This window comes from Bacillus sp. OK048 (assembly GCF_900103525.1).
Lineage (GTDB): Bacteria > Bacillota > Bacilli > Bacillales > Cytobacillaceae > Neobacillus.
Genome location: NZ_FNHN01000014.1, coordinates 1 through 22,977, shown reverse-complemented (window position 1 = coordinate 22,977; position 22,977 = coordinate 1). Strand labels below are relative to the sequence as shown.

Sequence of the window (22,977 nt, the reverse complement as noted above, 5' to 3'; positions counted from 1 at the left end):
AAACTCTCCCAGCTAGAACTAGGAGAATTTACTTTTTTAAAAAAGTTCGTGATTAATCTTCAAAAATAGTATCGCCTTCGACTTCGATGTTTACTAACTCAACATCTGTGCCGCCTTTAAGGATTAGGTTTCCTTTTACAAGGGCATTCTCAAGTTTTGATACGCCTGTAACATCCACAATAACGCTGCTAGTGTACACTTTTGGGCTAGCAACGGTTCCGCTAAATGTAGCAGCAGGAACGACTTGTGGTGCCACGTTTACGATACGTCCTTCAACTTGAGCATTAACCGTTTTATTTGGTTGTGCTGCAATAAAGTCTCTGAACATTTCCCAATCTACAAATCCAGGCTCACTTACGCGGCCTTCTTCATAAGCTTTTGCCAACATTGTATATCCGTCGCCGCCTTTAGCAGTAAAGATGTTGGTTGCAACAGGATAAATGGTAGCAAGATCTAGATTTGTGTAATTCCCATCAAGACCTTTTACTAAGACAGTTTGAACCTTTTCACCTGCAGGTTTTGAGCTGTCATAAGTAAATTTCAAACCAGCTACTTGTAAAAATGCACCGTTTGCAGTAGCTGGAGCAGTTTTTACACCAAGCTCAAGTGCTTCTTTAATTTCAGATCCCTTTAAATTCATAATCGCTAATGAGTTTCCAAAAGGCAGGACAGTGAATACATCCGCTAATGTAATGTTTCCAGCTTTAAGAGTTGTACGAACGCCGCCGCCATTTTGAAGGGCGATTAACGTATTTGGATTGATTGTTTTAGCTTTTGCAAGCATACCGTCAGCAACGAAGTTACCTAGGTTTGTTTCAGCTACACGTGCAGCAGGATTTCCACCTACTAAATCAACTGTTGCAGTACCAACCACTTGAGCCTTCATTGCTTCAATTGTTGGCTTATATTTTGTGTTTAAGATTTGAGCTGTTGCTGCATCTTCTGTGAATGTAGCGATGTCAAGAAGACTTCCAGTTGTTTCGCCAGTAATAACTTTACCAGCTGCATCAAATTTCACATCTACTGTTCCAAGGAATTTGTTATATTCATTCGCTTGAACGATGACAGTCGGCTCATCGCCAGTTGTTTCAAACACAGGAGCATCAAGCTTCACATGTGTATGGCCGCCAATGATTACGTCAATTCCTTCAACTTTAGCTGCTAGTTCAAGATCATTGTCCCAATCTAAAGAATCATTGTATCCAAGGTGAGACAAAGCAACGATTTTGTTAACGCCTAGAGCTTTAAAGGCATCAACTGATTTTTGTGCTTCTGTAATGTAGTTTTCAAATACAACATCTGCTCCAGGACTAGAGATTGTTGGAGTTTCAGCAGTTGTTAAACCGAAAATACCAATTTTCTCACCATTAACAACCTTAACCATACCGTTATAAATCTTACCGTTGGCAGGATTTGATGTCATAGTGTCATTGAATAGAGCTTGTAAATTTGCATCTTTTGAAAAATCAACGTTAGCACTTAGTAAAGGAAACTCTGCGTCTTTAACAAAGTTAGCTAATGTTGCCGTACCGTTGTCGAACTCGTGATTTCCGAAAGTCATAGCGTCATAACCAGCAAGATTCATAAACTCTAAATCTGCTAAACCTTTAAACTCGTTATAGTACAATGTTCCGGAGAACACGTCACCTGCATCAAGTAATAATGCATCTGGCTTTGCTGCACGGACTGACTTAATCGCACTCATTTTCTTAGCTACATTATCAAGGTTTGCGTGTGTATCATTTGTGTGCATTAAATTTAATGTGAATGTTTGTACGGCTTGAGTAATACGGCCTTCAACTTGTGGGTTAACCGTTTTGTTTGGCTGGGCTTCAATGTATTCGTTGAACATTTCCCAATCCACAAATCCTGGTTCACTTACACGGCCTTCTTCGTAAGCTTTCGCAAACATTGTGTAGCCATCTCCACCTTTAGCAGTAAAGATGTTGGTTGCTACTGCATAATTCTTAGTAAGATCAAGTGCCTTATAAGTACCACTTTCATTTACTTGGATAGAATGTACTTTTTCGCCTGCTGGCTTTGTGCTGTCATAAGAGAACTTCATACCAGCAACTTGCAAGAATGCTCCATTAGCTGTTGCAGGAGCTGTTTTAACACTGTGCTCTAATGCTTCTTTAATTTCAGTACCCTTCAGGTCCATGATTGCTAACGCATTACCAAATGGAAGTACTTGGAAAACATTTGCTAATGTGATATCTCCAGCTGGTAGAGTTACACGCACTCCGCCACCATTTTGGAATGCCATTGCTGTGTCAGGGTTGATTGTTTTTGCTTTTGCAAGCATACCGTCAGCAATGAAGTTACCTAGGTTTGTTTCTCCAACACGTGCTGCTGGATTTCCACCTACTAATTCAACTGCTGCAGTACCAACTACTTGTGCTTTCTTTGCATCGATTGCAGGCTTATATTTTGTGTTTAAGATTTCAGCAATAGCTTTATCTTCAGCAAAAGTAGCGATGTCAAGCAGCTTGCCAGTTGTTTTATCTGCAATGACTTTACCAGCTGCATCAAACGCTATATCAACCGTTCCAAGGAACTTGTTATATTCATTTGCTTGAACGATTACGGTAGGCTCATCGCCAGTTGTTTCAAACACAGGAGCATCAAGCTTCACATGTGTGTGACCGCCTACAATTACGTCAATTCCTTCAACTTTAGCTGCTAACTCAAGATCATTGTCCCATGTTAGAGAATCATTGTATCCAAGGTGAGTCAAAGCAACGATTTTGTTAACGCCTAGAGCTTTAAAGGCATCAACTGATTTTTGTGCTTCTTCAATATAATTTTCGAATACTACATCTGCTCCAGGGCTTGAAATCGTTGGAGTTTCTGCAGTTGTTAAACCGAAAATACCAATTTTTTCTCCATTTACAACTTTAATCATACCGTTGTAAATTTGACCGCCAACAGCCTTATCTGTAATCGAGTCATTGAAACGAGATTGTAAATTTTTATCTTGTGCAAAGTTTACGTTCGCACTTAATAGTGGGAATGCAGCATCTTTAACAAAGTTCGCTAAAACGCCAGTACCCAAATCAAATTCATGGTTACCGAAAGTCATAGCATCATAACCAGCAAGATTCATAAACTCTAAATCTGCTAAACCTTTATACTCATTAAAGTACAATGTTCCAGAGAAAACATCCCCTGCATCAAGCAATAAAGCATCTGGCTTTTCTGCACGGACTGTCTTAATTGCAGTTGCCTTTTTAGCAACGTTATCAAGGTTTGCATGAGTATCATTTGTGTGCATGATATTCAATGTGTAATTTTGATCTGCTGGCTTAGCTAACACATCAATATCCAACACAAAATTACCAGTAACAGTAAATTCCTTTTGTAAGACATACCAGTGATTTTCTGCACCATGCCAAATACCTTCTAGCATATAGCTTCCATTTGGCAATGTTGCACTGAAAGCACCGTTTGCATCACTTGTCAGGTTATACCATTGCACATCACCAGTAGTAGTGCGTACGCTGAACTCAATATTTGGAAGAACCTCGGTACCTTTCTTCACTTTACCTGTGAAGTTTGGCGGAATGACATCCGATAACACATCGATGTCCAATTGTAATGAACCATCAACGGTGAAATTCTTTTTCATTTCATACCATTTGTTAATTTTTCCATCCCAAATACCTTCAATAGTATAAGTGCCATTTGGCAATCTTAAGCTATAGGTACCATTTGCATCTGTGGTTGCATTAAACCACTGTACTTCTCCAGCAGCTGTACGGATGCTAAATCCAGTATCACTTAACGGAGTTGTACCTGCTTTTACTGTTCCAGACAAATTGTCAGCAACAGGAGCGACGTCAATTAGCAGGTTAGCTGCTCCTACGAGTTTCCCTGCAGTTACTGTGAAAGTTTGGTTAAGCTCGTACCATTTTTTTGCAGTACCGTCCCAAATACCATCTACTTGGTAGCTGCCGTCAGGTAATTGCAATTTAAAATTACCATCTTTATCAGTTGAAGCATCATACCAGTTTCCTTCGGTATTATGTAAACTAAATGTTAGCTTTGCAAATGCCGAAGTACCATTCTTAACACTTCCCGTTACATTCCATGTTCCTTCAGGTGGATTTAATCCATCTAATACGAATGCATGTAGGCCATCTACTAAACCATTGGTAATAGTGATTGTAATGCCTAGTGGGTACCAAGTTGGAGCAACCCATAGACCTTCTACCTTATATGTGCCATCTGCTAGATTGTGAGTAAAAACACCATCTTTGTCAGTAGTAAAGTCAAACCATTGATTTGTAACTGTATTTTTTAGAGCAAAAGGAAGATTTGCTAAAGGTTCTTCACCTAATACAAGTGTTCCTTGACCTGCAACCGCATCCGGATCTGGTTGAGGTGTTGTAGCTAGCTCTGTTCCTTTGAACTCGATTAGACCGATACGGTTTGTACCAGCTGTAGCAACTGTTCCGCCGTTTACTGCAGTTGTCGAAGCTACAATCCATCTAACATAAACTACATCTTGATTGTTTACCTCATTTGGTAAAACAAGGTCTGTTAAAACACCACTAACAAAATTATCATTAGCTACTTTAATAGCAGAGTTTGGAACATCAACCCAAGTAGAGTTATTCAAACTATACTGGATTTTGAAATCCCTTGGCCCTGTATTTGAGCTTTTTTGTTTTGAAGATAGTGTAATATCTTTATAGTTTTTCGTTGACAGAGAAACCATCCAATATGATGCAACATTCCATCCTTCAGCGGTTGGAACATTAATCCCTGTGGTTGGCCCTGCCGAAGGTGCCTTCGAAATTGCGTCCCCACCTAAAGACAATTCATTGTCTAGGTTTTCATTTATACCAGTTGTTGGAAGTGAATCCCCCTTACTAAAGTCCCACTTCGCCAAAGATACAGGATCACTAGCTGCTTGGACATTTTGTGGTACTATCAAAGCTAATAGCAATATTGCCGTTAAAGCTAGGCTTATCCACTTTTTAGAGCTGATTAGTGCTTTTCTCACTGATAAATTCCCTCCTACTCTATTTCTAATGCTTAGAAATAAAAACCTACTGAATAGCATTTCCAAAAGCATCCAGTAGGTATTTATCACCATTGCTAGTTTATCTCGAATTTTTCCATAATTCTACATAATATCTTGGAATATACTAAATTTTACATAAACAATACAAAATTTACAATTAAGTTAAATACGATAGTGATAAGATATTATTATAGTAAAAAATCCCTAAATATTATGGAGGTTTATCATAGTGAAGACATTTGGAAAATTAATATTGATGCTACTGTTATCTTTAGCTTTAGTTGGATTAAGTGGTTGTGCTGGAAAAGAAAAAGCTACAGGTGAAGAGCAAAAGAAGACTGAAGAGGTAAAAGAAAACGTGGCAGCAGCTGCGGATTCAAAGAATGATGAAGAGGAAGTTCATGATTTTGTTCTGAAAAATACAAAACTGGTGCAGATTAGTAATATTAGCACACGAGTTAAGGAACAGCACCCAGACCTAGGTCCTTTCTTTGTCATTCGTGGAATGGATGAAAGAGGACAAAAAAGCGAACTTTGGATAAAAGATATGCAAATATATGAAATGATAGATTCGAATTAATCACTCTATGGAATGGGAGCTTCAAACTCTAGAATTTGGCGAGTTTTTGAAGGTATCTAATAATAAATAATGAAAATAGGCCATAGATGTTTCATAACAGAGGGAGTATTTTATGGGTATTTATTCAAGTGGAAAACGGATTTTTGATTTTACAATAGCATTTATAGTTTTACTCATACTGTGGCCAGTGTTTCTGTGTATTGCTATTTTTATTAAACTAGACTCTAAAGGCCCCGTTTTCTTTAAACAAAGGCGAATTGGCAAGGATAAACAAGAGTTTTCCATTATAAAATTTAGGACAATGAAAATAGAAACGCCAAAAGAAGTACCAACCCATCTATTAGAAAACCCGGACGTATATATCACTAGGGTTGGAAAACTGCTTAGAAAGACAAGCCTAGATGAGCTGCCACAAGTATTCAATATTCTTAAAGGTGATATGAGTATGGTTGGACCTAGACCTGCTCTGTGGAATCAGTTTGATTTAATCACAGAAAGAGATAAATATGGCTGTAATCAGCTCTATCCAGGCTTAACCGGTTGGGCACAGGTGAATGGCCGGGATGAACTATCTATAGAAGAAAAGGCTAATTTTGATGGGGAATATGTAAATAATATTAGCCTTTTATTTGATATAAACATACTCTTTTTAACTGTCATTCGTGTTGTTAGAAGAAGAGGGGTTAAAGAAGGTAAGCTATATGAGATTATTAATTACAGGAAAGAATAGCTATGTTGGACTAAGCCTAAAAGCTTGGTTGAGTAAATGGCCTAGTCAGTATGATGTAGAAACCATCAGTTTAAGAAGCAATGAATGGAAGCAAATCGATTTGTCGAACTATGACGTGATTTTCCATACTGCAGCCATCGTACATGAAAAGGAAACCCCCGAATCTGAAAATTTATATTATGAGATTAATAGGGATTTGACCATTGAATTGGCTAGGAAGGCAAAAGCTTCAGGGGTTAAAAAGTTTATTTTCATGAGCAGTATGTCGGTCTATGGTCTAGAGGGTGCAATCGGTGAGCAAGTAATGATAAACGAAAATACACCGAGTAGCCCTGCTACATATTATGGGAAAAGTAAAATGCAAGCTGAACAGGAACTAGTAAAATTAAAGGATAGCAAATTTTCCATTGCCATTATTCGCTCCCCCATCATCTATGGACCAAACTGTCCGGGAAACTACCAAAAATTAAAGAGGCTTGTTCTGAAATTCGGTGTATTGCCAAAGATTCAAAATCAAAGAAGCATGATTTATGTGGATAATCATAGCGAGTTTATTCGACTTCTATTAGAAGATCCTAAAGTTGAAAAGACCATTTATTGCCCTCAGGATGAAAAATATGTATCCACAATGGAATTAGGAGCAGAGATTGCGAAATATCATAAACGAAGGTTCTTTGCAGTAGGTGGGATGCAGGGAGTTATCAAGCTGTTTTTATCTAACCACAATGTGGCTAACAAGGCTTTCGGTAATCTAGTATATGATGCCAATATGTCAAACGATTATAGTGGTCGCTATCAACTCACCTCATTTAAGGATGCTATTGCACGTACAGAAATTGACTGAAAGATGAGAGTATGAACGGATGTGTAAACAAAATTGAAGAAAATCTGCACAGTATCTACATTATCCTATCAAATTAATACATTTTTAATTACACCATTACTCTATCTCCAAAGCCATGGATATGAGATTTCTATTGTTTGTGGTAAAGATGATGAGTTCAGCAAAACACTAAATTCAGACACAAAGTATTATCCTGTCCAAATTAAGAGGGGCATAAGCATAGTGAACGCACTAACGAGTATTTGGACTTTATATACATTGTTTCGAAAAGAAAACTATCATATTGTACAATATACGACTACAAATGCCGCACTCTACTCGGCTATTGCGGCATGGATGGCTAAAGTTCCGGTTCGAATTTATAAACAGTGGGGAATAAGATATGTCGGTTTTACTGGCCTTAAAAGACATATTTTTCGTGTGCTTGAAAAGATCATTTGCCTTCTTTCAACAGATATTCAACCAGATAGTTTTGGGAATTTAGACCTTTCAGTATCTGAAGGGCTTTATCCGAAAAATAAAGGTAAGGTCATTTGGAATGGCAGTGCAAGCGGGGTTAACTTAGATAAATTCAATATCGAAAAAAAGAAGGATTGGCGTCAGGAAATTAGAGCTAAGCTCATGCTAAAGCCTTCGGAACTGGTTATTGGATTTGTAGGCAGGATTACACCGGAAAAAGGGATCAATGAATTGCTTTCCGCCATGAAAAAGCTACTTAAAGAGGAAGAAAATAGTAAACTCCTCATTGTTGGCTGGGCGGACCAAGCAGACCAATTAGATCAAGACCTGTTGAATTGGGCTAAAAATTCAAACCATGTACTATTTTGCGACTCAACAACCAAAGTGGAACAATATTTCTCAGCTATGGATATCTTTGTATTGCCTAGTTATCGTGAAGGGTTTGGAAGTGTCGTGATTGAAGCCGAAGCCATGGAATTACCAGTCATCGTGACAGATATTCCAGGTCCAAGGGAAGCTGTAGTTTCTGGTGAACGCGGTTTGCTCGTAAAGCCAAAGTCTGTTGAGTCTTTGTATGAGGCCCTGAAGAAACTATTGAACGATGAACCAACGAGAATCTATATGGGCAAAAATGGCCGTGAGTTTGTTAAAAATAACTTTGACCAGCGTGAGCTATTTAAAAAAATGTTAGAGCTTTATAATGGCTATTTCAATAAGAAATAATGGAGTTGTATTTCATGAAGCTGCGTTCCATACAGGCGTTATCACTTCGAAGGAATTTTTCTCACATGCTGATTGGAAATGCAACTTATTCTTTATCGCAATGGGGAATTCTCATCTCACTAGCGAAGCTTAGTTCTACGGAAGCAGTAGGAGTATATACCCTAGGTATCGCCGTAACTGCACCCATTATACTGTTAACCGACCTTCAGTTGCGAACGATTCTTGCAACAGATGCGAAGAAGGATTATTCGTTTGAGAACTATTTAAGTTTACGAGTTTTTATGAGCATGATTGCCTTTTTGATTATTATTTTCCTATTATTGATGGGGGGATATGATTCACACGTATCTCTCATTATCCTATTAATGGGAATGACTAAGATTATCGAAACATATTGTGAAATCCACTATGGATTTTTTCAAAAGCATGAAAGAATGGACTTAATTTCTCGATCTCTCATTATAAGGGGTTTATTGTCTTTTCTCTCTGTAAGTTTTTGTATTTGGGTGTTGGATAGTTTAGTCAGTGCTGTTATTGGAATAGGCTTGAGCTGGTTGTTTGTCTATTTGATCGTAGATCGCCCCAGTTTAGTAGCGTTTCGTCAAAATACAAAAATTAGGTATGATAAGGGCTTAAAAAAGTTACTCATTACGGCTTTTCCCCTTGGGATTGTCATGATGCTATCGTCGCTAACCACAAACATACCTAGATATTTTATTGAACATTATGCAGGCTTAGAGCAGTTAGCCTATTTTTCAGCTTTAATTTATATCTTATTTGCTGGTAATATTGTTATCAATGCCTTTGGGCAATCCGCAAGCCCTCGTTTAGCCTCCTTTTATATAAATGGAGACTTTAAAAAATTCCTTAGGTTAGTTTTCATGCTTCTTTCCATTGGCTTGTTCTGTGGAGTTATTGGCTATGTGATTGCATCAATATGGGGGAAACAGCTGTTAACAATCATTTATAGTTCTGAATATGCTGCGTATCAATCTGTTTTTACGTTACTCATGTTCGCTAGTATTCTTTTATATACGAGTTCTTTTTTAGGGTACATCTTAACCTCGATGAGGAAATTTAAAATCCAGCCTTTTCTTTCCCTATTCTGGATTGTCATCACGATCGCGGTTTCTGCCTTGCTCATTCCGAAATTTGGAATTAATGGTGCAGCATATGTGACGATAGCCACCGCTGCAGCTCAGTGCCTTTCTTTAGCAACGGTGATTATTTATGAGGTCTCTAAAGCACAAAAAGCAACTTCCATCCGCTACTTACAAAAAAGAAATATAGGGGGTGATGTTAGTGGTTAATAGAGTTCTTCATATCTTTGCTGTCATGAATCCCGGCGGTGCAGAGACAATGATTATGAATATTTATCGAAAACTCGATCGGTCCAAGGTTCAATTTGACTTTCTCGTACATGGTGCAGAAAAGGGCTATTATGAACAAGAAATTATCGACTTAGGCGGAAGAATTTATCGAGTGTCATACTCTGGAGCGAAACATTTACTACGTTTCCGTCAAGAACTATATGCCATCTTAAAACAGAATAGCTTCCGAGCCGTTCATAGTCATGTTCATCATTTTAGTGGAGCGATACTTCCTGTTGCAAAAAAGGCAGGGGTTCCCGTTAGAATTGCCCATAGCCATACCATTAGCGATGGAAAGAAATTAACCTTCCACAGGCAAATGTATGAAGGGTATATGAAATATAAGATTTTACAAAGTGCCACACATCTTATGGCATGCACAGAAGCAGCAGCTAAAGCCCTTTACTCATATAAAAGTAGTCATTCCATTGTGATTCGAAATAGTATTGACCTATCTACTTATGCTCGGCTTGATAACGGAAATAAGAGGAAAAGTCGGGAAAGAATTGGCGTGCCTATTGAGAAAACAATCATTGGACATGTCGGTCGTTTTGATCCGGTAAAGAATCATGAATATCTTCTTCACACTTTCTATCACTATCATAAAAAGAATCCGAATTCCTTTCTCGTTTTAGTCGGGGAGGGCTCTGAAGAGAATAAAATCAACTCGCTTGCTAAGAAACTGGGCATAGACTCATCGGTAAAAATGTTAGGGAACCGGTCAGATATACCAGAAGTAATGAATTCTTTCGATTATTTTCTGTTCCCTTCTTTGTTTGAAGGACTTGGTAATGTACTGATAGAGGCACAGGCTGCGGGAATTCCGTGTTTGGTATCGAGTAGTATCCCTAAAGAAGCGGACCTGGGTCTAGGGTTACTTACCTTTAAAGTCCTTACGGATGGAGCAGAAAGTTGGGCAGAGTCTATCAATTTACTGGAGCCAGATAGAAGTGCTTCGGACTGGACTACCCGTAAAAGGCAATTGAAAGTGAATGGGTATGATTCGGAAGATCAAGCTAAGATTATAGAAGATATATATATAGGGGGATAGAAGCTTGGAAAAGGAGAAAAATTCATCAAGAGTCCATAAAGAACAAACATTAATATTTCTCCTATTTATCCTGATTTATGGTAGCTCCTCCATTGTCATTATGGGATCAGCCTATCGGCCCCTCGATCCTTTTTTAAATGTATTACGGTATATTCTTGTAGGGGTAGGATTTTTTCTGCTTTTCTACCATTTCTTAAGGAGAAAACAACAATGGCCTAAATTCAGGTCCTATTTGTCTTTTTACTTATTTTTTATTTGGATATTGTTTGGCAGTACCATCTTTATTTCAGAAATGACCCACCATTCTATTCCCATCCAAGGGTTGTTCTTATTGGTTTTTGTCCCAATCATCTATTTTTGGGTCATGCCTGGAAGCGGAAAAATGTTTGAATTAGTCGTACTATGCGGGTTATTTTTTAGTAATTTTTTCTATATTGTCTGTTCCTATATTCGTGTACCAATTACTATCTTTCCCTATTATGGGTTAGCAGGAAATCCAAATGGGTTCGGTCAACTATCCACATTGTCCTTTATAACTGCCATTTATCTTTTGATTGTAAAAAGTAACGGGAAGCGTCCACTGCAGAAGCTGAAAAAGCCACTTCTCTTTTGTGCACTTTCCATTTCATTTATAAGTGTCATTCTTTCACAAAGTAGAACATCACTGGTTGTGATGGGGGCAATCACTTTATTTTTGCTTTTTATTTATATAATTAATCATACTAGTTGGAAACCCCTTCTATTTATTTTTACCATAGTGACTATATTCCTGCTATTCATTCCTAAGGAAACTTTACTTTCTGGTTTAATAGATAAGTTTTCAACCTCCCATTCTCAAGGTGATCTATTAAATGGACGAGAAGAAATTTGGGGGAAAGTAATAAACGAAGCAGTCCTTTTGGGGAATGGGTCAAGTTACTTTGATGGGTTTACAGAGGGTGCACATAATAGTATCATCTGGATTTTAGGGGTATATGGCTATTTAGCAGCGCTATTATTTGCGATATTCTTACTCTTTGCTTTGATCGTGTCTATCCAATTTATTTTTAAAAAAGGGAATAATCATCTAGTTAAATTCCTCCCGTTTATTATTACGTTAACATTTATTTTGTTTAGTATGACTGAATCGATGTTTGGGTTAATTGGGACAGGAATCACCATTGCCTTTTATAATGTTGTAGGTTATTTATTATTCTATTCAAAAAAATAAAATTGCCGCGTTTCCTGGAAATTTCTTACTGGTATAGGAATTTGAAAAATGATTTTGAGACAAGATAAATCGTGAGCAAAAAAGGTGGAACAGATGAAAAAAATTTTATTTTATCAGAGCCGTCCCGAATGGGGAGGCGCTCAAAAATGTGAATTAGAGTTATTAGTAGGACTAGAGGACCACACTATTAAGACTCACTTTCTTAGCTCAACGTCAGGACCAATGATCGATAGAGTAAGAAGTAGAAATAAAGAAGTTACCATTATTCCAATCAATGGTGGGGTAGATCGTGCAAGGAAAGATCAGCTTCAAAAGGGAATTTTGTCCCATCTTACGAAAGCTTTCTTACTCCTTCCTCATTTCTATAGAGTTCTGTTATTCATCATAAAAAACAATATAGACATTATTTATACTAGTCAATTTCGTTCTCAGTTAGTGATCGGATGGTTGGGGAAGCTACTGGGAAAAAAGGTTATTTGGCATATCCATGGAGAAGAGAATTTAAATAATCTACTTGGTAAAATCTGTCTTACATTTACAGATAAAATTGTCGTAGTATCTGATGAGATTGCAAAAAGGTATAAAGACCATTTTAGTAAGCACAGTCAAAAGTTTGTTGCAGTGCATAACGGACTTGATATTCAAGTGGAAGAAATTCATAAGATAAAACAAACCAAAACCAAATTTTCCATTGTGACTGTTGGTTTTTTAATAGAGGGAAAACGGCAGGATTTAGTGTTACAGGCCTGCGCTCGATTGAAACAAATGGGTTGTGATGTTGAGGTAAAGATCATCGGAGTAAAACCTAGTTGGACTACAAATGAATATAAAAATTATTTACATACATTAGTGGAAGATCTTCAACTAACAGACAGCGTCCATTTTTTAGGCTGGATAGAAAATCCATTACCTATGATGAATGATTCCGATGTGTTTGTCCTGCCATCCGACACGGAAGGGCTTCCGTTAGCCATTATCGAAGCCATGGGTTTGGGTTTACCCTGTATTGCAACAAACGTCGGGGGAATACCAGAATTAATTGTGCATGGTAAAAATGGCTATTTAATAGAAAAAGATAATGCTGAAGCACTAGTTGAGGGGATTAAACATTTAATAGACGATCCTGAACTCTTACAACAAATGAGCAAGCTTTCAAGAGAGCGCTATGAACAAGAATTTACTCGAGAGGCCTTTTTGAGCGGGGTAAAAAAGGTCTTAGAAATCTAAGATAGGGAATTTCATTCGATCCAATCCCCCCTAAAAATTGTACTTATGGGAATCAAAGAGAGCTGTTAAACAAAAACAACTAATTTAATGCTGATTAGAATGTGATCTGCCCTTCTAGTTTACTATGAAAATGATAGACTTTTTTGCCCTATTAGATTACTTTCCATTCTTTTTTACAAATTCGCCTCTCGACAAAATTCTCTGGATGGTGCCTGGCACCCGGATCTCGAGCCCCATAAAAATTTAAAGAAAAGGGGGAATGGAGCGGTGACTTACAAGAAAAGATTGACCACGCTTGCGATTTTGGATTCGATTATTGTGTTAACAGCAATCTACATAAGCTATTGGACGCTTAATCCTTGGGTTCACATTTTTAATGTGCCAATGCTGCCTGTCACGGCCTTAACCTTATTAGTTAGCCATCATTTATTTGCTTCCATTTATCATCTATATAATAAGGCCTGGCAATATGCGAGTGTTGGGGAACTGATTGCAATTGTTAAAGCGGTCACGTTTTCCATTATGGCGACATCTGTGATGCAAATGCTAGTGTTTGGAAATACGTATGTACGAGCGTTAATGATTACCTGGATGTTGCATGTGCTGCTGATTGGCGGTTCAAGGTTTTCGTGGCGGATGTTCCGAGACAACTTTATGAATAAACAAAAGAATATTAAAAAAACACTGATCATTGGTGCTGGTTCAGGCGGAACGATGGTAGCACGACAGTTACTGCACAACCATGAAATTGACCTTAAGCCTGTAGCGTTTATTGATGATGATCCGAATAAATATAAATTGGATATTCTTGGTATACCGGTTGTTGGTGCTTCAGACTGTATTGCAAAAACGGTTGAAAAATACGAAATTGATAATATTATGATTGCGATTCCTTCTTTAAAACAAAATGAACTAAATCGAATCTTTGAGGAATGTTCAAAAACAAAGGCAAAGACGCAAATTATTCCAAAGCTTGAGGATTTAATGACTGGTAAAATATCGGTCAACCAATTCCGTGAAGTTCAGGTAGAGGATTTACTAGGAAGAGATCCGGTAGAATTAGATATTGGCAGTATTTCAGAAAAAATATCTGGAAAAACAGTGCTGGTGACAGGTGCAGGTGGATCGATTGGGTCGGAAATTTGCCGTCAGATATGTAGATTCAATCCTAGTAAAATTGTTTTAGTTGGTCATGGCGAGAATAGTATTTATCAGATTGATATGGAAATCAGCAAATTGTATAAAGGGCAAATGGAGATTGTTCCGGTGATTGGTAATATTCAAGACCGGGCAAGAATGTTTGAAGTGATGGAGGAACATCGACCATTTGTTGTTTATCATGCTGCAGCACATAAGCATGTTCCGTTGATGGAATACAATCCGCGAGAAGCAGTGAAGAATAATATTTTTGGGACGAAGAATGTGGCGGAGGCGGCGGACACCTTTGGTGTACATACTTTTGTTTTGATTTCTTCGGATAAGGCTGTTAATCCGCCGAATGTTATGGGGGCAACGAAGCGGTTTGCGGAGATGGTTATTCAGAGTCTGGCGCAAAATAGTAACACCAAATTTGTTGCGGTGCGGTTTGGTAATGTTTTGGGGAGTCGAGGAAGTGTAATTCCGTTATTTAAGAAGCAGATTCAAGCCGGCGGGCCGATTACGGTTACGCATCAGGATATGACACGGTATTTTATGACGATACCGGAGGCATCAAGGCTTGTAATCCAGGCAGGCTCGTTGGCGCGCGGTGGCGAGGTGTTTGTATTGGAAATGGGCGAACCTGTTAAGATTGTTGACCTAGCGAAAAATGTAATTAAACTTTCAGGCTTTACTATAGAAGAAATCGGAATTCGTTTCACAGGACTTCGTCCTGGGGAGAAGATGTATGAAGAGCTGTTGAATGAAAATGAAGTACATCCAGAGAAGGTATTTCCAAAGATTCGTATTGGTAAGGCGAATGTGCTTGAGGATGAGGTGCTAGGTCGGTTGATTGGTGGACTTTTGGAGATGTCTGAGGTGGAGATGCATGATACTTTGATTGCGGTGGCTAATAATAGGTTTGAGTATTCACCTGTTATGGCTACGGCGAAGTAGGCTGCTCCATTTGTTCCTGTCTCCGTACATGATCTAAGACTTCATTCACCAATTTCATTACATGGAATTTGTCAAAAGTGATATGGGCCTTGGGAAACTCAGATTCAACGCCTTTTATGAAGGCCGGTGATCGGCGTGGCCAATCCACGATGACTGTCCTAATTTTTCCACATTGGTCGCACTTGGCGCGCGGATGTCTTGCGTGCAGATAGGTCGTAAATTGCCAGAAATTCAGGTGTCGCCATTGCGATTCAGTCATTCAAGCAGCTGGTCCGTAAGTTAAAATCTACCAAGCAGGTAGTAAAACCAATTGCCTTCTTTTATGGCATTTTAACCAACAAATTAAAAGAGCTCTATCTCGAGCAATTACCTGAAAACAGCTATGAGAGTAAGCCGTTTCGCTATGTACTCGGAAACGGTGAAGTCATGTACTATGATTGGCTGCACACGGACTCCTAATGTTGGGAAGTGAAGTTATTGCCTTCGACAAGAGACTATTTGTTATATTTCCAATCAATCGTTTGATTAAAACAGACTTAGACCCTTTGTTTAAACAAAATTCAGGCTTTTTAATATTTATTTGTCGAGGATTAGAACTGTTCCTTAAAATTTAGGGGAGTGTTGTTGCCCCATGCATAAATACGATGATAGGAACGAGGGATCCATTGACTTCTCCCGTAAACCCCAGCATGATGAACTATTTCTGTATGAGATTGTATTTTCCATTCCACTGCTTCTTTTAAAGAGCTATCAGTTATTTCCCTTTAAAGTAAGATCAATGGATTTACAATATAAACCATTCAAGTTTTCCATTATCTGTGTTATAGTCAAATACTGACTTCTAACAATTCAATGAACGAATATAAAAATATTTCCTAAACAAAATAAAATGAAATTTAAATGAGGTCGAACATATGAGTATATTAACGGTTAGAGACCTAAACCACGGATTTGGCGATCGTACTATCTTTGATAATGTTTCCTTCCGCTTGTTAAAAGGAGAGCATATCGCTTTAATTGGGGCTAACGGTGAGGGTAAATCGACGTTTATGAATATCATTACAGGACAACTTCAGCCTGATGAGGGAAAAGTAGAGTGGGCTAAGAATCAACGAGTTGGTTATCTTGATCAACACACTGTCCTACAACAGGGACTAACAATCCGTGACGTACTAAATACAGCTTTTCAATATCTATTTGACGTCGAATCGAATATTAATACCATTTATGAAAAATTAGCTGACGTTACACCTGAAGAAATGGAAAAGTTGTTAGATGAAGTTGGTACATTACAGGAAGTATTAACAAATAATGATTTTTATATTATTGATTCTAAAGTAGAAGAAGTGGCACGGGGACTTGGTCTTGATGATGTAGGATTAGAAAAAGATGTTCATGATTTAAGCGGTGGGCAAAGAACAAAGGTTTTATTAGCCAAGCTTTTACTGGAGAAGCCAGATATTCTTCTTTTAGATGAGCCTACAAACTATTTAGACGAACAACATATTGAGTGGTTAAGACGTTACCTACAAGAATACGAGAATGCTTTTTTACTGATTTCTCATGACATGCCATTTCTTAATAGCGTAGTAAATGTCATCTACCATTTGGAAAATAAAGAATTAAATCGTTACATCGGTGATTACAACAATTTCCTTATTGTCTATGAAGCTAAAAAAATACAAGTTGAAGCTGCTTTTAAGCGACAACAATCAGAGATTTCTAATTTAAAGGATTTTGTAGCCCGTAATAAAGCAAGGGCCTCTACTAGTAGCTTGGCCATGTCCAGACAGAAAAAACTCGATAAAATGGATGTTATTGAATTAGCACAGGAACGACCAAAACCTGATTTCAACTTTAAAGAAGCAAGAACCTCTGGTAAATTAATTTTTGAGACAAAAGAATTTGTCATTGGTTACGAAGAGCCGCTATCAAAACCGTTAAATCTTTATATAGAGCGTGGACAAAAAGTGGCCTTAGTTGGTGCCAATGGAATCGGTAAGACGACACTCCTTCGTAGCATGCTTGGAGAAATAAGATCCCTTTCTGGTACACTTGAACGTGGTGAACACCAGTATATTGGTTATTTTGAACAAGAAGTGAAAACGGAAAATCAAAACACGTGCATCGAAGAAATATCGAATGAGTTTCCTCATTTAAGTCAAGGACAGGTACGCGCTGCTCTTGCAAGATGTGGTTTAACTAGAAAACACATTGAAAGTAAAATATCGGTTTTAAGTGGTGGAGAAAAATCGAAAGTCCGGTTATGCAAGCTACTTAACCAAGAAAGCAATATCCTAATTTTCGATGAGCCAACCAACCATTTGGATATAGATGCAAAAGCTGAGCTTAAACGAGCTTTGAAATCGTATAAGGGAAGCATGCTCCTTATCTCTCATGAACCTGAGTTCTACCAAGACGTGGTAACAGATATTTGGGACGTAGAATCATGGACAACTAAAGCTTTATAGATAAAAGGGGGCTTTTACTTGCCAGTCAGCCCCTTTAAGATCCTTCCTCTAGATAGTCATTAAACCAAAAGAATGTATTCTCTTGACTTCTCCCCCTGCATAAATGCAGGGGATTCTTTTTTAAACCTTCATCAAAGCCGCCCTTAAGCCGCTGCAACCATTAGGCTAACCTGAGCACTCGGATCCCCTTACAACAGTATAGAATATCCAGTTATTGAATAATTGGATATTCACTGGATGGTGCCTGGCACCGATTTCACTAGACACATTATTCATGACTCCTACCACTGGACGGAGAGATTTCTATGCGTAAGCGTCACGGATTAGCTAGGTAAATGTAAAAGCTGATTAGTTGTCCCATTCTTTGACGAACTAAATTTATCAAAAAAAGCCCTAAAAGATTAGTAAGGTCTTAATCTGAAGGGCTTTTTTGATCCTCTGGTAAACGCATTGGCGATAAGTGGTAAAATTCAGTGGCTGTAATCACTGGCACCATTTCCCCTGGTCAGCCCCACTTCCCTTTGATTTGTGTGGGATTTCCGAGTATGGATTAACTTGAAATTCTCTGGATGGCACTGGTAATTGGATGTTCGAGGAGGAATTTCACCCATGGGATAACTGGAAATTCGCTGAAAGGTGCCTGGCACCAGGTTTTTGCATATATTAAATTACTTGCTTAAAGCATCCTTAGGGTGCATTTTTATTGTCATAATTTGACGAACGATAGTATTTGTCCATATATTTCCTTTCGCTATAATAATTAGCGTAGGGAGGGATTATAAAATGAATAGGGTAAAAATATTTGATTATGAAAATGTAGAGAAATTAGAGGATGCAGTAAATGGTTTTTTAGAAACTATGGAATGTGATTCATCGTTCAAACTGATTGATATTAAGTTCAACAGTTATGCATATGGAGAAGATAGAACAGATTACCATTCAGCAATGGTTATTTACAAAATTTAATTTATTAAAATTAAGCATCCTTTCGAGGGTGCTTTTTATGTTAGAAAGAATGAGGAAAGGAGAATGAAATAGTATTGCCAATTATTGACTAATCGCCTATATTTAAATGGGTGAAGATAATGAGTAGATCAAAAGAAGTTAAGTTTAGAAATAACATTCTGAACCAACAAGATAAGTATGAAAAATTAAGAAAAACTGCTTTTAAAGAATTAAAAATACTTGAAGAATATTTTGGAAAACGAACTGTAGATCAGATACAAATTTATAGGAATATTTTAAAACATTTAGAGGCTACCCAAAAAGAAATTTCGTATAATGGCGTAAGAGGAGTCACGTTAGGAATATTGACTACAGTACTTGTATATATTTTTAACACTGGTGTTATTGCTAGTCTCTTAAAAATGAAAATATCTTTAGGTAGTTGGATAATAGAAGCTATTGCGATGATTATTGCTACTTTTATATTATTTGTATATTTCTTGGTTATGTATTTTTTTGGTGCGAGCTCGTTTTTTATTGAAGATATGAAGAGAAGAAAACAAATTTATATAAATGAGTTTTTGATAAAAACGATTGAAGAAAAGCTCGAGGAAATCAAGGATAATCAGAAATAATAAAGTCAAACGTTAGCGCCTAGTCAAATTAGGTGCTTTTTATTTTGGAGTAAGAATGAAGCTGTGAGGAAGAAATAATTATAAAATGGTATACGGGAAAAGCCCTTCATAATACGTATTTAATAGGAGAATCTTCCCATAAGGAGATGAGACAACCTGAGTATGTTTTTACAAATTCGCCTATCGACAATCTTCTCTTATCTTTTAGTAAGCAAACCCCTAGTTAACAACTGAAATGGCGGATCTAATCAAACGTTTGAGTAACACAAAAATTCCTACACAAACGTTTGATTAGATGTGAGAAAAGCCCTTTTGTTAAACGAACTCATGTCAGTTTAGAAGAAGATTTTTTGTCGATGACACGTCTCAGTCCTTGATAAGGATCTACAATAAGAAGCTATAAAAACTAGATACCTACACAGAGCGACACATTTTGATGCCAATTAAACGTTTGATTGAAACAGTCACGAACGTAGATAGTTCAAGAGATTCTAGTAGAAATTGGGTAGAAAATTGTCGTTGGATTTATCTAGTTCTCATTTTTCCTGTATACCCCCTAGACAAATCTTACGATTTGCTACCGAACTGGCAGCAACGTTTCAAAAATAGTAAAATAATCAAGCTGAGCGGGGGTCTGATCCCATAGCCATCTCTTTGAACTCTCTGTTAACCAAGATAGGGAACACTTTGAAACTTTACTTTTTGCCGCCCTATAAAGGGATTATCTGATTTAAGGTTTCCTCTTTGATCGGTAAGCTTCTTGCACTCCTCAAACTTTTTTACCTAATTCTTTAACTGGGTTGAACTGCGAAGCCCCAAATCGGCAGATAGAGAATTGTAACTTCCTTCACCATTAATGTACATTTCAATTGCTTTCAACTTAATTTCTTCTGCATAGTTTTGAAACCTCTGTCCCTTTACAGCCATATAAAAATCCCCTCCAAGTAGTAGTGTAACACCCAAGTTAATGTCTTGGGCTTTTTACACTGTCTACTTAAAGGGGATAATACCAAAAAGAGTGGGCTTATTTTTCGTAAAGTAATGAAAATATCCAATTGTTTTTACATTTACGCGCCTTAGAGGTTTCGAACCTCTGACCGTACGCTTAGAAGGCGTATGCTCTATCCAGCTGAGCTAAAGGCGCATGATATTAATTTATCTGGCGGTGAAGGAGGGACTCGAACCATCGACCGATCGGTTAACAGCCGATTGCTCTACCACTGAGCTACTGCGGAACAAAGGAAAATTATTTTGCTTTCGCAAAAAATTCTGGTGGGCCTAAATGGACTCGAACCATCGACCTCACGCTTATCAGGCGTGCGCTCTAACCAGCTGAGCTATAGGCCCATATGGAGCGGGTGATGAGAATCGAACTCACAACATCAGCTTGGAAGGCTGAGGTTTTACCACTAAACTACACCCGCATTTTCTAAAATTGGAGGCAACACCCGGATTTGAACCGGGGATAAAGGTTTTGCAGACCTCTGCCTTACCACTTGGCTATGCTGCCATGACTGGGCTAGCTGGATCTGAGCCAACGCATGTCGCAGACAAAGTGCGATGCCCTACCGCTTGGCTATAGCCCAATAATTTATAAAATAAATGGGGCGACTGATGGGAATCGAACCCACGAATGCCTGAACCACAATCAGGTGCGTTAACCACTTCGCCACAATCGCCATATTCTCTTTCTCTGGCAGGGGTAGTAGGAATTGAACCCACACCAAAGGTTTTGGAGACCTTCGTTCTACCTTTAAACTATACCCCTATAAAGGAAAGTTATTTTACTTCGTAAAAAACCTTGGTGGAGGGGGACGGATTCGAACCGCCGAACCCGGAGGGAGCGGATTTACAGTCCGCCGCGTTTAGCCACTTCGCTACCCCTCCACATAAAAGTATTATTAAAAAGTGAAAAATGGTGGCTCAGGACGGAATCGAACCGCCGACACAAGGATTTTCAGTCCTTTGCTCTACCGACTGAGCTACTGAGCCACACAATCTATATCAACAGTAGTTACAAACTACCAGGATAAAAATGGCGGTCCGGACGGGACTCGAACCCGCGACCTCCTGCGTGACAGGCAGGCATTCTAACCAACTGAACTACCGGACCAAATTGCGGGGACAGGATTTGAACCTGCGACCTTCGGGTTATGAGCCCGACGAGCTACCGAACTGCTCCACCCCGCGATAATAATAATTAAAACATTTTGTTCATGCCCAAAACTTGTATGGACTGTATCAATCTCTGTAAGCTTATTCAAGCAGCTGTTCGATTGATACAACTCGCAGATTATTCTATGAAGTAACGCTTGTTGCTCCACCCCGCGACGATAAATTATAAAATTAATGGAGGAGGAAGAGGGATTTGAACCCCCGCGCGGTTTGACCCGCCTGTCGGTTTTCAAGACCGATCCCTTCAGCCAGACTTGGGTATTCCTCCAAATAAAAATGGAGCCTAGCGGGATCGAACCGCTGACCTCCTGCGTGCAAAGCAGGCGCTCTCCCAGCTGAGCTAAGGCCCCAAATTGTTAATTTACACATTCGACTGGTCGGGAAGACAGGATTCGAACCTGCGACCCCTTGGTCCCAAACCAAGTGCTCTACCAAGCTGAGCTACTTCCCGAAATAATGATGGCGCGCCCGAAAGGAGTCGAACCCATAACCTTCTGATCCGTAGTCAGACACTCTATCCAATTGAGCTACGGGCGCATTATTTTAATTGTAAGTTATTTTCACTATCGCAAAAAAACTCTGGTGCCGAGGACCGGAATCGAACCGGTACGGTAGTCACCTACCGCAGGATTTTAAGTCCTGTGCGTCTGCCAGTTCCGCCACCCCGGCAACATTGGAGCGGAAGACGGGATTCGAACCCGCGACCCCCACCTTGGCAAGGTGGTGTTCTACCACTGAACTACTTCCGCATATATGGTAAGATATTTTGCTTTGCAAAAATCTTTGATGCGGGTGAAGGGAGTCGAACCCCCACGCCTTGCGGCGCCAGATCCTAAGTCTGGTGCGTCTGCCAATTCCGCCACACCCGCATAATGAAATTTATTTTGCTAGCACAAAAAAATCTGGTGAGCCATGAAGGACTCGAACCTTCGACCCTCTGATTAAAAGTCAGATGCTCTACCAACTGAGCTAATGGCTCAAAAAAACTGGTGCCGGCGAGAGGACTTGAACCCCCAACCTACTGATTACAAGTCAGTTGCTCTACCAATTGAGCTACCCCGGCGCATATGGTGGAGGATGACGGGCTCGAACCGCCGACCCTCTGCTTGTAAGGCAGATGCTCTCCCAGCTGAGCTAATCCTCCATATATAGAAAGTTATTTTCACTTAAACGAATTGAATGTTATTTTTCGCTATCGCGAAAAAACATTGGTGACCCCTACGGGACTCGAACCCGTGTTACCTCCGTGAAAGGGAGGTGTCTTAACCGCTTGACCAAGGGGCCAACTATAAAAATTAGGCAAAATAATAGCCCCTAAAGGGGCTTAGCCTGGCAACGTCCTACTCTCACAGGGACAAAGTCCCAACTACCATCGGCGCAAAGAAGCTTAACTTCCGTGTTCGGTATGGGAACGGGTGTGACCTTCTTGCCATA

14 protein-coding genes, 22 tRNA genes, 1 rRNA gene and 1 pseudogene are annotated in these 22,977 nt (G+C 38.9%); 12 read left to right on the top strand and 26 right to left on the bottom strand.

The window, feature by feature from the left end; translation table 11 throughout:
- Nucleotides 1-52: 52 nt before the first annotated feature.
- Nucleotides 53-5,008 (bottom strand): 5'-nucleotidase C-terminal domain-containing protein, encoded by a 4,956-nt coding sequence (locus BLR86_RS26665; protein WP_254782398.1) that lies wholly within the window; start codon nucleotides 5,006-5,008, stop codon nucleotides 53-55.
- A gap of 250 nt (nucleotides 5,009-5,258) precedes the next feature.
- On the opposite strand from BLR86_RS26665, the gene BLR86_RS21055 reads away from it, so the two are divergent.
- The 9 genes from BLR86_RS21055 to BLR86_RS21015 all read left to right on the top strand — a co-directional run bounded on the left by BLR86_RS21055 (nucleotide 5,259) and on the right by BLR86_RS21015 (nucleotide 15,317).
- Nucleotides 5,259-5,609, top strand: a complete 351-nt coding sequence (locus tag BLR86_RS21055; RefSeq protein ID WP_090766285.1) for a hypothetical protein — start codon at nucleotides 5,259-5,261, stop codon at nucleotides 5,607-5,609.
- A 112-nt stretch (nucleotides 5,610-5,721) separates the two neighbouring features.
- Nucleotides 5,722-6,339, top strand: coding sequence for a sugar transferase (locus BLR86_RS21050; protein WP_090766282.1), 618 nt, complete (start codon nucleotides 5,722-5,724; stop codon nucleotides 6,337-6,339).
- The gene (locus tag BLR86_RS21045; RefSeq protein WP_090766278.1) at nucleotides 6,311-7,183 is read left to right on the top strand and encodes an NAD-dependent epimerase/dehydratase family protein; all 873 of its coding nucleotides are present in this window, start codon (nucleotides 6,311-6,313) and stop codon (nucleotides 7,181-7,183) included. The genes BLR86_RS21050 and BLR86_RS21045 overlap by 29 nt, the downstream gene beginning before the upstream one ends.
- Before the next feature lie 33 nt (nucleotides 7,184-7,216).
- Nucleotides 7,217-8,365, top strand: coding sequence for a glycosyltransferase family 4 protein (locus tag BLR86_RS21040; RefSeq protein ID WP_090766275.1), 1,149 nt, complete (start codon nucleotides 7,217-7,219; stop codon nucleotides 8,363-8,365).
- Between the two features lie 14 nt (nucleotides 8,366-8,379).
- Entirely contained in the window at nucleotides 8,380-9,675 is a 1,296-nt protein-coding gene (locus tag BLR86_RS21035; RefSeq protein WP_175492995.1) for a lipopolysaccharide biosynthesis protein, read from the top strand.
- Entirely contained in the window at nucleotides 9,668-10,786 is a 1,119-nt protein-coding gene (locus BLR86_RS21030) for a glycosyltransferase family 1 protein (protein WP_175492994.1), read from the top strand. The genes BLR86_RS21035 and BLR86_RS21030 overlap by 8 nt, the downstream gene beginning before the upstream one ends.
- A gap of 4 nt (nucleotides 10,787-10,790) precedes the next feature.
- Complete coding sequence (locus tag BLR86_RS21025; RefSeq protein ID WP_090766266.1) at nucleotides 10,791-11,996, top strand: O-antigen ligase family protein; 1,206 nt, start codon at nucleotides 10,791-10,793, stop codon at nucleotides 11,994-11,996.
- 93 nt (nucleotides 11,997-12,089) lie between these two features.
- Entirely contained in the window at nucleotides 12,090-13,223 is a 1,134-nt protein-coding gene (locus BLR86_RS21020) for a glycosyltransferase family 4 protein (protein ID WP_090766264.1), read from the top strand.
- A 267-nt stretch (nucleotides 13,224-13,490) separates the two neighbouring features.
- On the top strand, nucleotides 13,491-15,317 hold the full coding sequence (locus BLR86_RS21015; protein ID WP_090766261.1) for a polysaccharide biosynthesis protein: 1,827 nt from the start codon (nucleotides 13,491-13,493) through the stop codon (nucleotides 15,315-15,317).
- 10 nt (nucleotides 15,318-15,327) lie between these two features.
- On the opposite strand, the pseudogene BLR86_RS21010 reads toward BLR86_RS21015, so the two are convergent.
- Nucleotides 15,328-15,561: pseudogene (locus BLR86_RS21010) on the bottom strand (transposase); the annotation flags it as partial.
- Nucleotides 15,562-16,231: 670 nt separating this feature from the next.
- Between BLR86_RS21010 and BLR86_RS21000 the strand changes: the two are divergent.
- The 3 genes from BLR86_RS21000 to BLR86_RS20990 all read left to right on the top strand — a co-directional run bounded on the left by BLR86_RS21000 (nucleotide 16,232) and on the right by BLR86_RS20990 (nucleotide 19,368).
- Nucleotides 16,232-17,788, top strand: coding sequence for an ABC-F family ATP-binding cassette domain-containing protein (locus BLR86_RS21000; RefSeq protein ID WP_090766257.1), 1,557 nt, complete (start codon nucleotides 16,232-16,234; stop codon nucleotides 17,786-17,788).
- 783 nt (nucleotides 17,789-18,571) lie between these two features.
- Nucleotides 18,572-18,754, top strand: coding sequence for a sporulation protein Cse60 (locus BLR86_RS20995; protein ID WP_090766254.1), 183 nt, complete (start codon nucleotides 18,572-18,574; stop codon nucleotides 18,752-18,754).
- Between the two features lie 119 nt (nucleotides 18,755-18,873).
- Nucleotides 18,874-19,368 carry a hypothetical protein gene (locus BLR86_RS20990; RefSeq protein ID WP_090766249.1) on the top strand — a complete coding sequence of 165 codons (495 nt, stop codon included), beginning with the start codon at nucleotides 18,874-18,876 and terminating at the stop codon, nucleotides 19,366-19,368.
- Between the two features lie 783 nt (nucleotides 19,369-20,151).
- Here the strand turns inward: BLR86_RS20990 and BLR86_RS20985 are convergent.
- The 24 genes from BLR86_RS20985 to rrf all read right to left on the bottom strand — a co-directional run.
- Nucleotides 20,152-20,295 carry a hypothetical protein gene (locus BLR86_RS20985; RefSeq protein ID WP_254782397.1) on the bottom strand — a complete coding sequence of 48 codons (144 nt, stop codon included), beginning with the start codon at nucleotides 20,293-20,295 and terminating at the stop codon, nucleotides 20,152-20,154.
- A 143-nt stretch (nucleotides 20,296-20,438) separates the two neighbouring features.
- A tRNA-Arg gene (locus BLR86_RS20980) sits at nucleotides 20,439-20,512 on the bottom strand.
- Nucleotides 20,513-20,638: 126 nt separating this feature from the next.
- Nucleotides 20,639-20,715: transfer RNA gene (locus BLR86_RS20970), tRNA-Ile, on the bottom strand.
- 3 nt (nucleotides 20,716-20,718) lie between these two features.
- Nucleotides 20,719-20,792: transfer RNA gene (locus BLR86_RS20965), tRNA-Gly, on the bottom strand.
- A 12-nt stretch (nucleotides 20,793-20,804) separates the two neighbouring features.
- Nucleotides 20,805-20,878 (bottom strand) — tRNA-Cys (locus tag BLR86_RS20960).
- A 4-nt stretch (nucleotides 20,879-20,882) separates the two neighbouring features.
- Nucleotides 20,883-20,954, bottom strand: a tRNA-Gln gene (locus tag BLR86_RS20955).
- A gap of 17 nt (nucleotides 20,955-20,971) precedes the next feature.
- Nucleotides 20,972-21,047 (bottom strand) — tRNA-His (locus BLR86_RS20950).
- A gap of 15 nt (nucleotides 21,048-21,062) precedes the next feature.
- Nucleotides 21,063-21,136, bottom strand: a tRNA-Trp gene (locus tag BLR86_RS20945).
- Nucleotides 21,137-21,170: 34 nt separating this feature from the next.
- Nucleotides 21,171-21,255, bottom strand: a tRNA-Tyr gene (locus tag BLR86_RS20940).
- Nucleotides 21,256-21,284: 29 nt separating this feature from the next.
- Nucleotides 21,285-21,360 (bottom strand) — tRNA-Phe (locus BLR86_RS20935).
- A 44-nt stretch (nucleotides 21,361-21,404) separates the two neighbouring features.
- Nucleotides 21,405-21,481: transfer RNA gene (locus BLR86_RS20930), tRNA-Asp, on the bottom strand.
- Nucleotides 21,482-21,484: 3 nt separating this feature from the next.
- Nucleotides 21,485-21,558 (bottom strand) — tRNA-Met (locus BLR86_RS20925).
- A 160-nt stretch (nucleotides 21,559-21,718) separates the two neighbouring features.
- Nucleotides 21,719-21,811: transfer RNA gene (locus tag BLR86_RS20920), tRNA-Ser, on the bottom strand.
- Between the two features lie 9 nt (nucleotides 21,812-21,820).
- Nucleotides 21,821-21,893 (bottom strand) — tRNA-Ala (locus BLR86_RS20915).
- Between the two features lie 24 nt (nucleotides 21,894-21,917).
- Nucleotides 21,918-21,994: transfer RNA gene (locus tag BLR86_RS20910), tRNA-Pro, on the bottom strand.
- A gap of 9 nt (nucleotides 21,995-22,003) precedes the next feature.
- Nucleotides 22,004-22,080, bottom strand: a tRNA-Arg gene (locus BLR86_RS20905).
- Between the two features lie 43 nt (nucleotides 22,081-22,123).
- A tRNA-Leu gene (locus BLR86_RS20900) sits at nucleotides 22,124-22,212 on the bottom strand.
- Nucleotides 22,213-22,217: 5 nt separating this feature from the next.
- Nucleotides 22,218-22,292, bottom strand: a tRNA-Gly gene (locus tag BLR86_RS20895).
- 38 nt (nucleotides 22,293-22,330) lie between these two features.
- Nucleotides 22,331-22,412 (bottom strand) — tRNA-Leu (locus tag BLR86_RS20890).
- 34 nt (nucleotides 22,413-22,446) lie between these two features.
- Nucleotides 22,447-22,522, bottom strand: a tRNA-Lys gene (locus BLR86_RS20885).
- Nucleotides 22,523-22,530: 8 nt separating this feature from the next.
- Nucleotides 22,531-22,606, bottom strand: a tRNA-Thr gene (locus BLR86_RS20880).
- A 5-nt stretch (nucleotides 22,607-22,611) separates the two neighbouring features.
- Nucleotides 22,612-22,687: transfer RNA gene (locus BLR86_RS20875), tRNA-Val, on the bottom strand.
- 65 nt (nucleotides 22,688-22,752) lie between these two features.
- Nucleotides 22,753-22,827: transfer RNA gene (locus BLR86_RS20870), tRNA-Glu, on the bottom strand.
- A gap of 43 nt (nucleotides 22,828-22,870) precedes the next feature.
- Nucleotides 22,871-22,977, bottom strand: a 5S ribosomal RNA gene (gene rrf / locus BLR86_RS20865); the annotation flags it as partial.

Excerpts from the sequence above, each read along its gene's own strand:
- BLR86_RS21050 (WP_090766282.1), top strand. The coding sequence starts at position 5,722 with ATGGGTATTTATTCAAGTGGAAAACGGATTTTTGATTTTACAATAGCA.
- BLR86_RS21045 (WP_090766278.1), top strand. The coding sequence starts at position 6,311 with ATGAGATTATTAATTACAGGAAAGAATAGCTATGTTGGACTAAGCCTA.
- BLR86_RS21035 (WP_175492995.1), top strand. The coding sequence starts at position 8,380 with ATGAAGCTGCGTTCCATACAGGCGTTATCACTTCGAAGGAATTTTTCT.
- BLR86_RS21020 (WP_090766264.1), top strand. The coding sequence starts at position 12,090 with ATGAAAAAAATTTTATTTTATCAGAGCCGTCCCGAATGGGGAGGCGCT.
- BLR86_RS21000 (WP_090766257.1), top strand. The coding sequence starts at position 16,232 with ATGAGTATATTAACGGTTAGAGACCTAAACCACGGATTTGGCGATCGT.
- BLR86_RS20995 (WP_090766254.1), top strand. The coding sequence starts at position 18,572 with ATGAATAGGGTAAAAATATTTGATTATGAAAATGTAGAGAAATTAGAG.
- BLR86_RS20990 (WP_090766249.1), top strand. The coding sequence starts at position 18,874 with ATGAGTAGATCAAAAGAAGTTAAGTTTAGAAATAACATTCTGAACCAA.
- BLR86_RS20985 (WP_254782397.1), bottom strand. The coding sequence starts at position 20,295 with ATGGCTGTAAAGGGACAGAGGTTTCAAAACTATGCAGAAGAAATTAAG.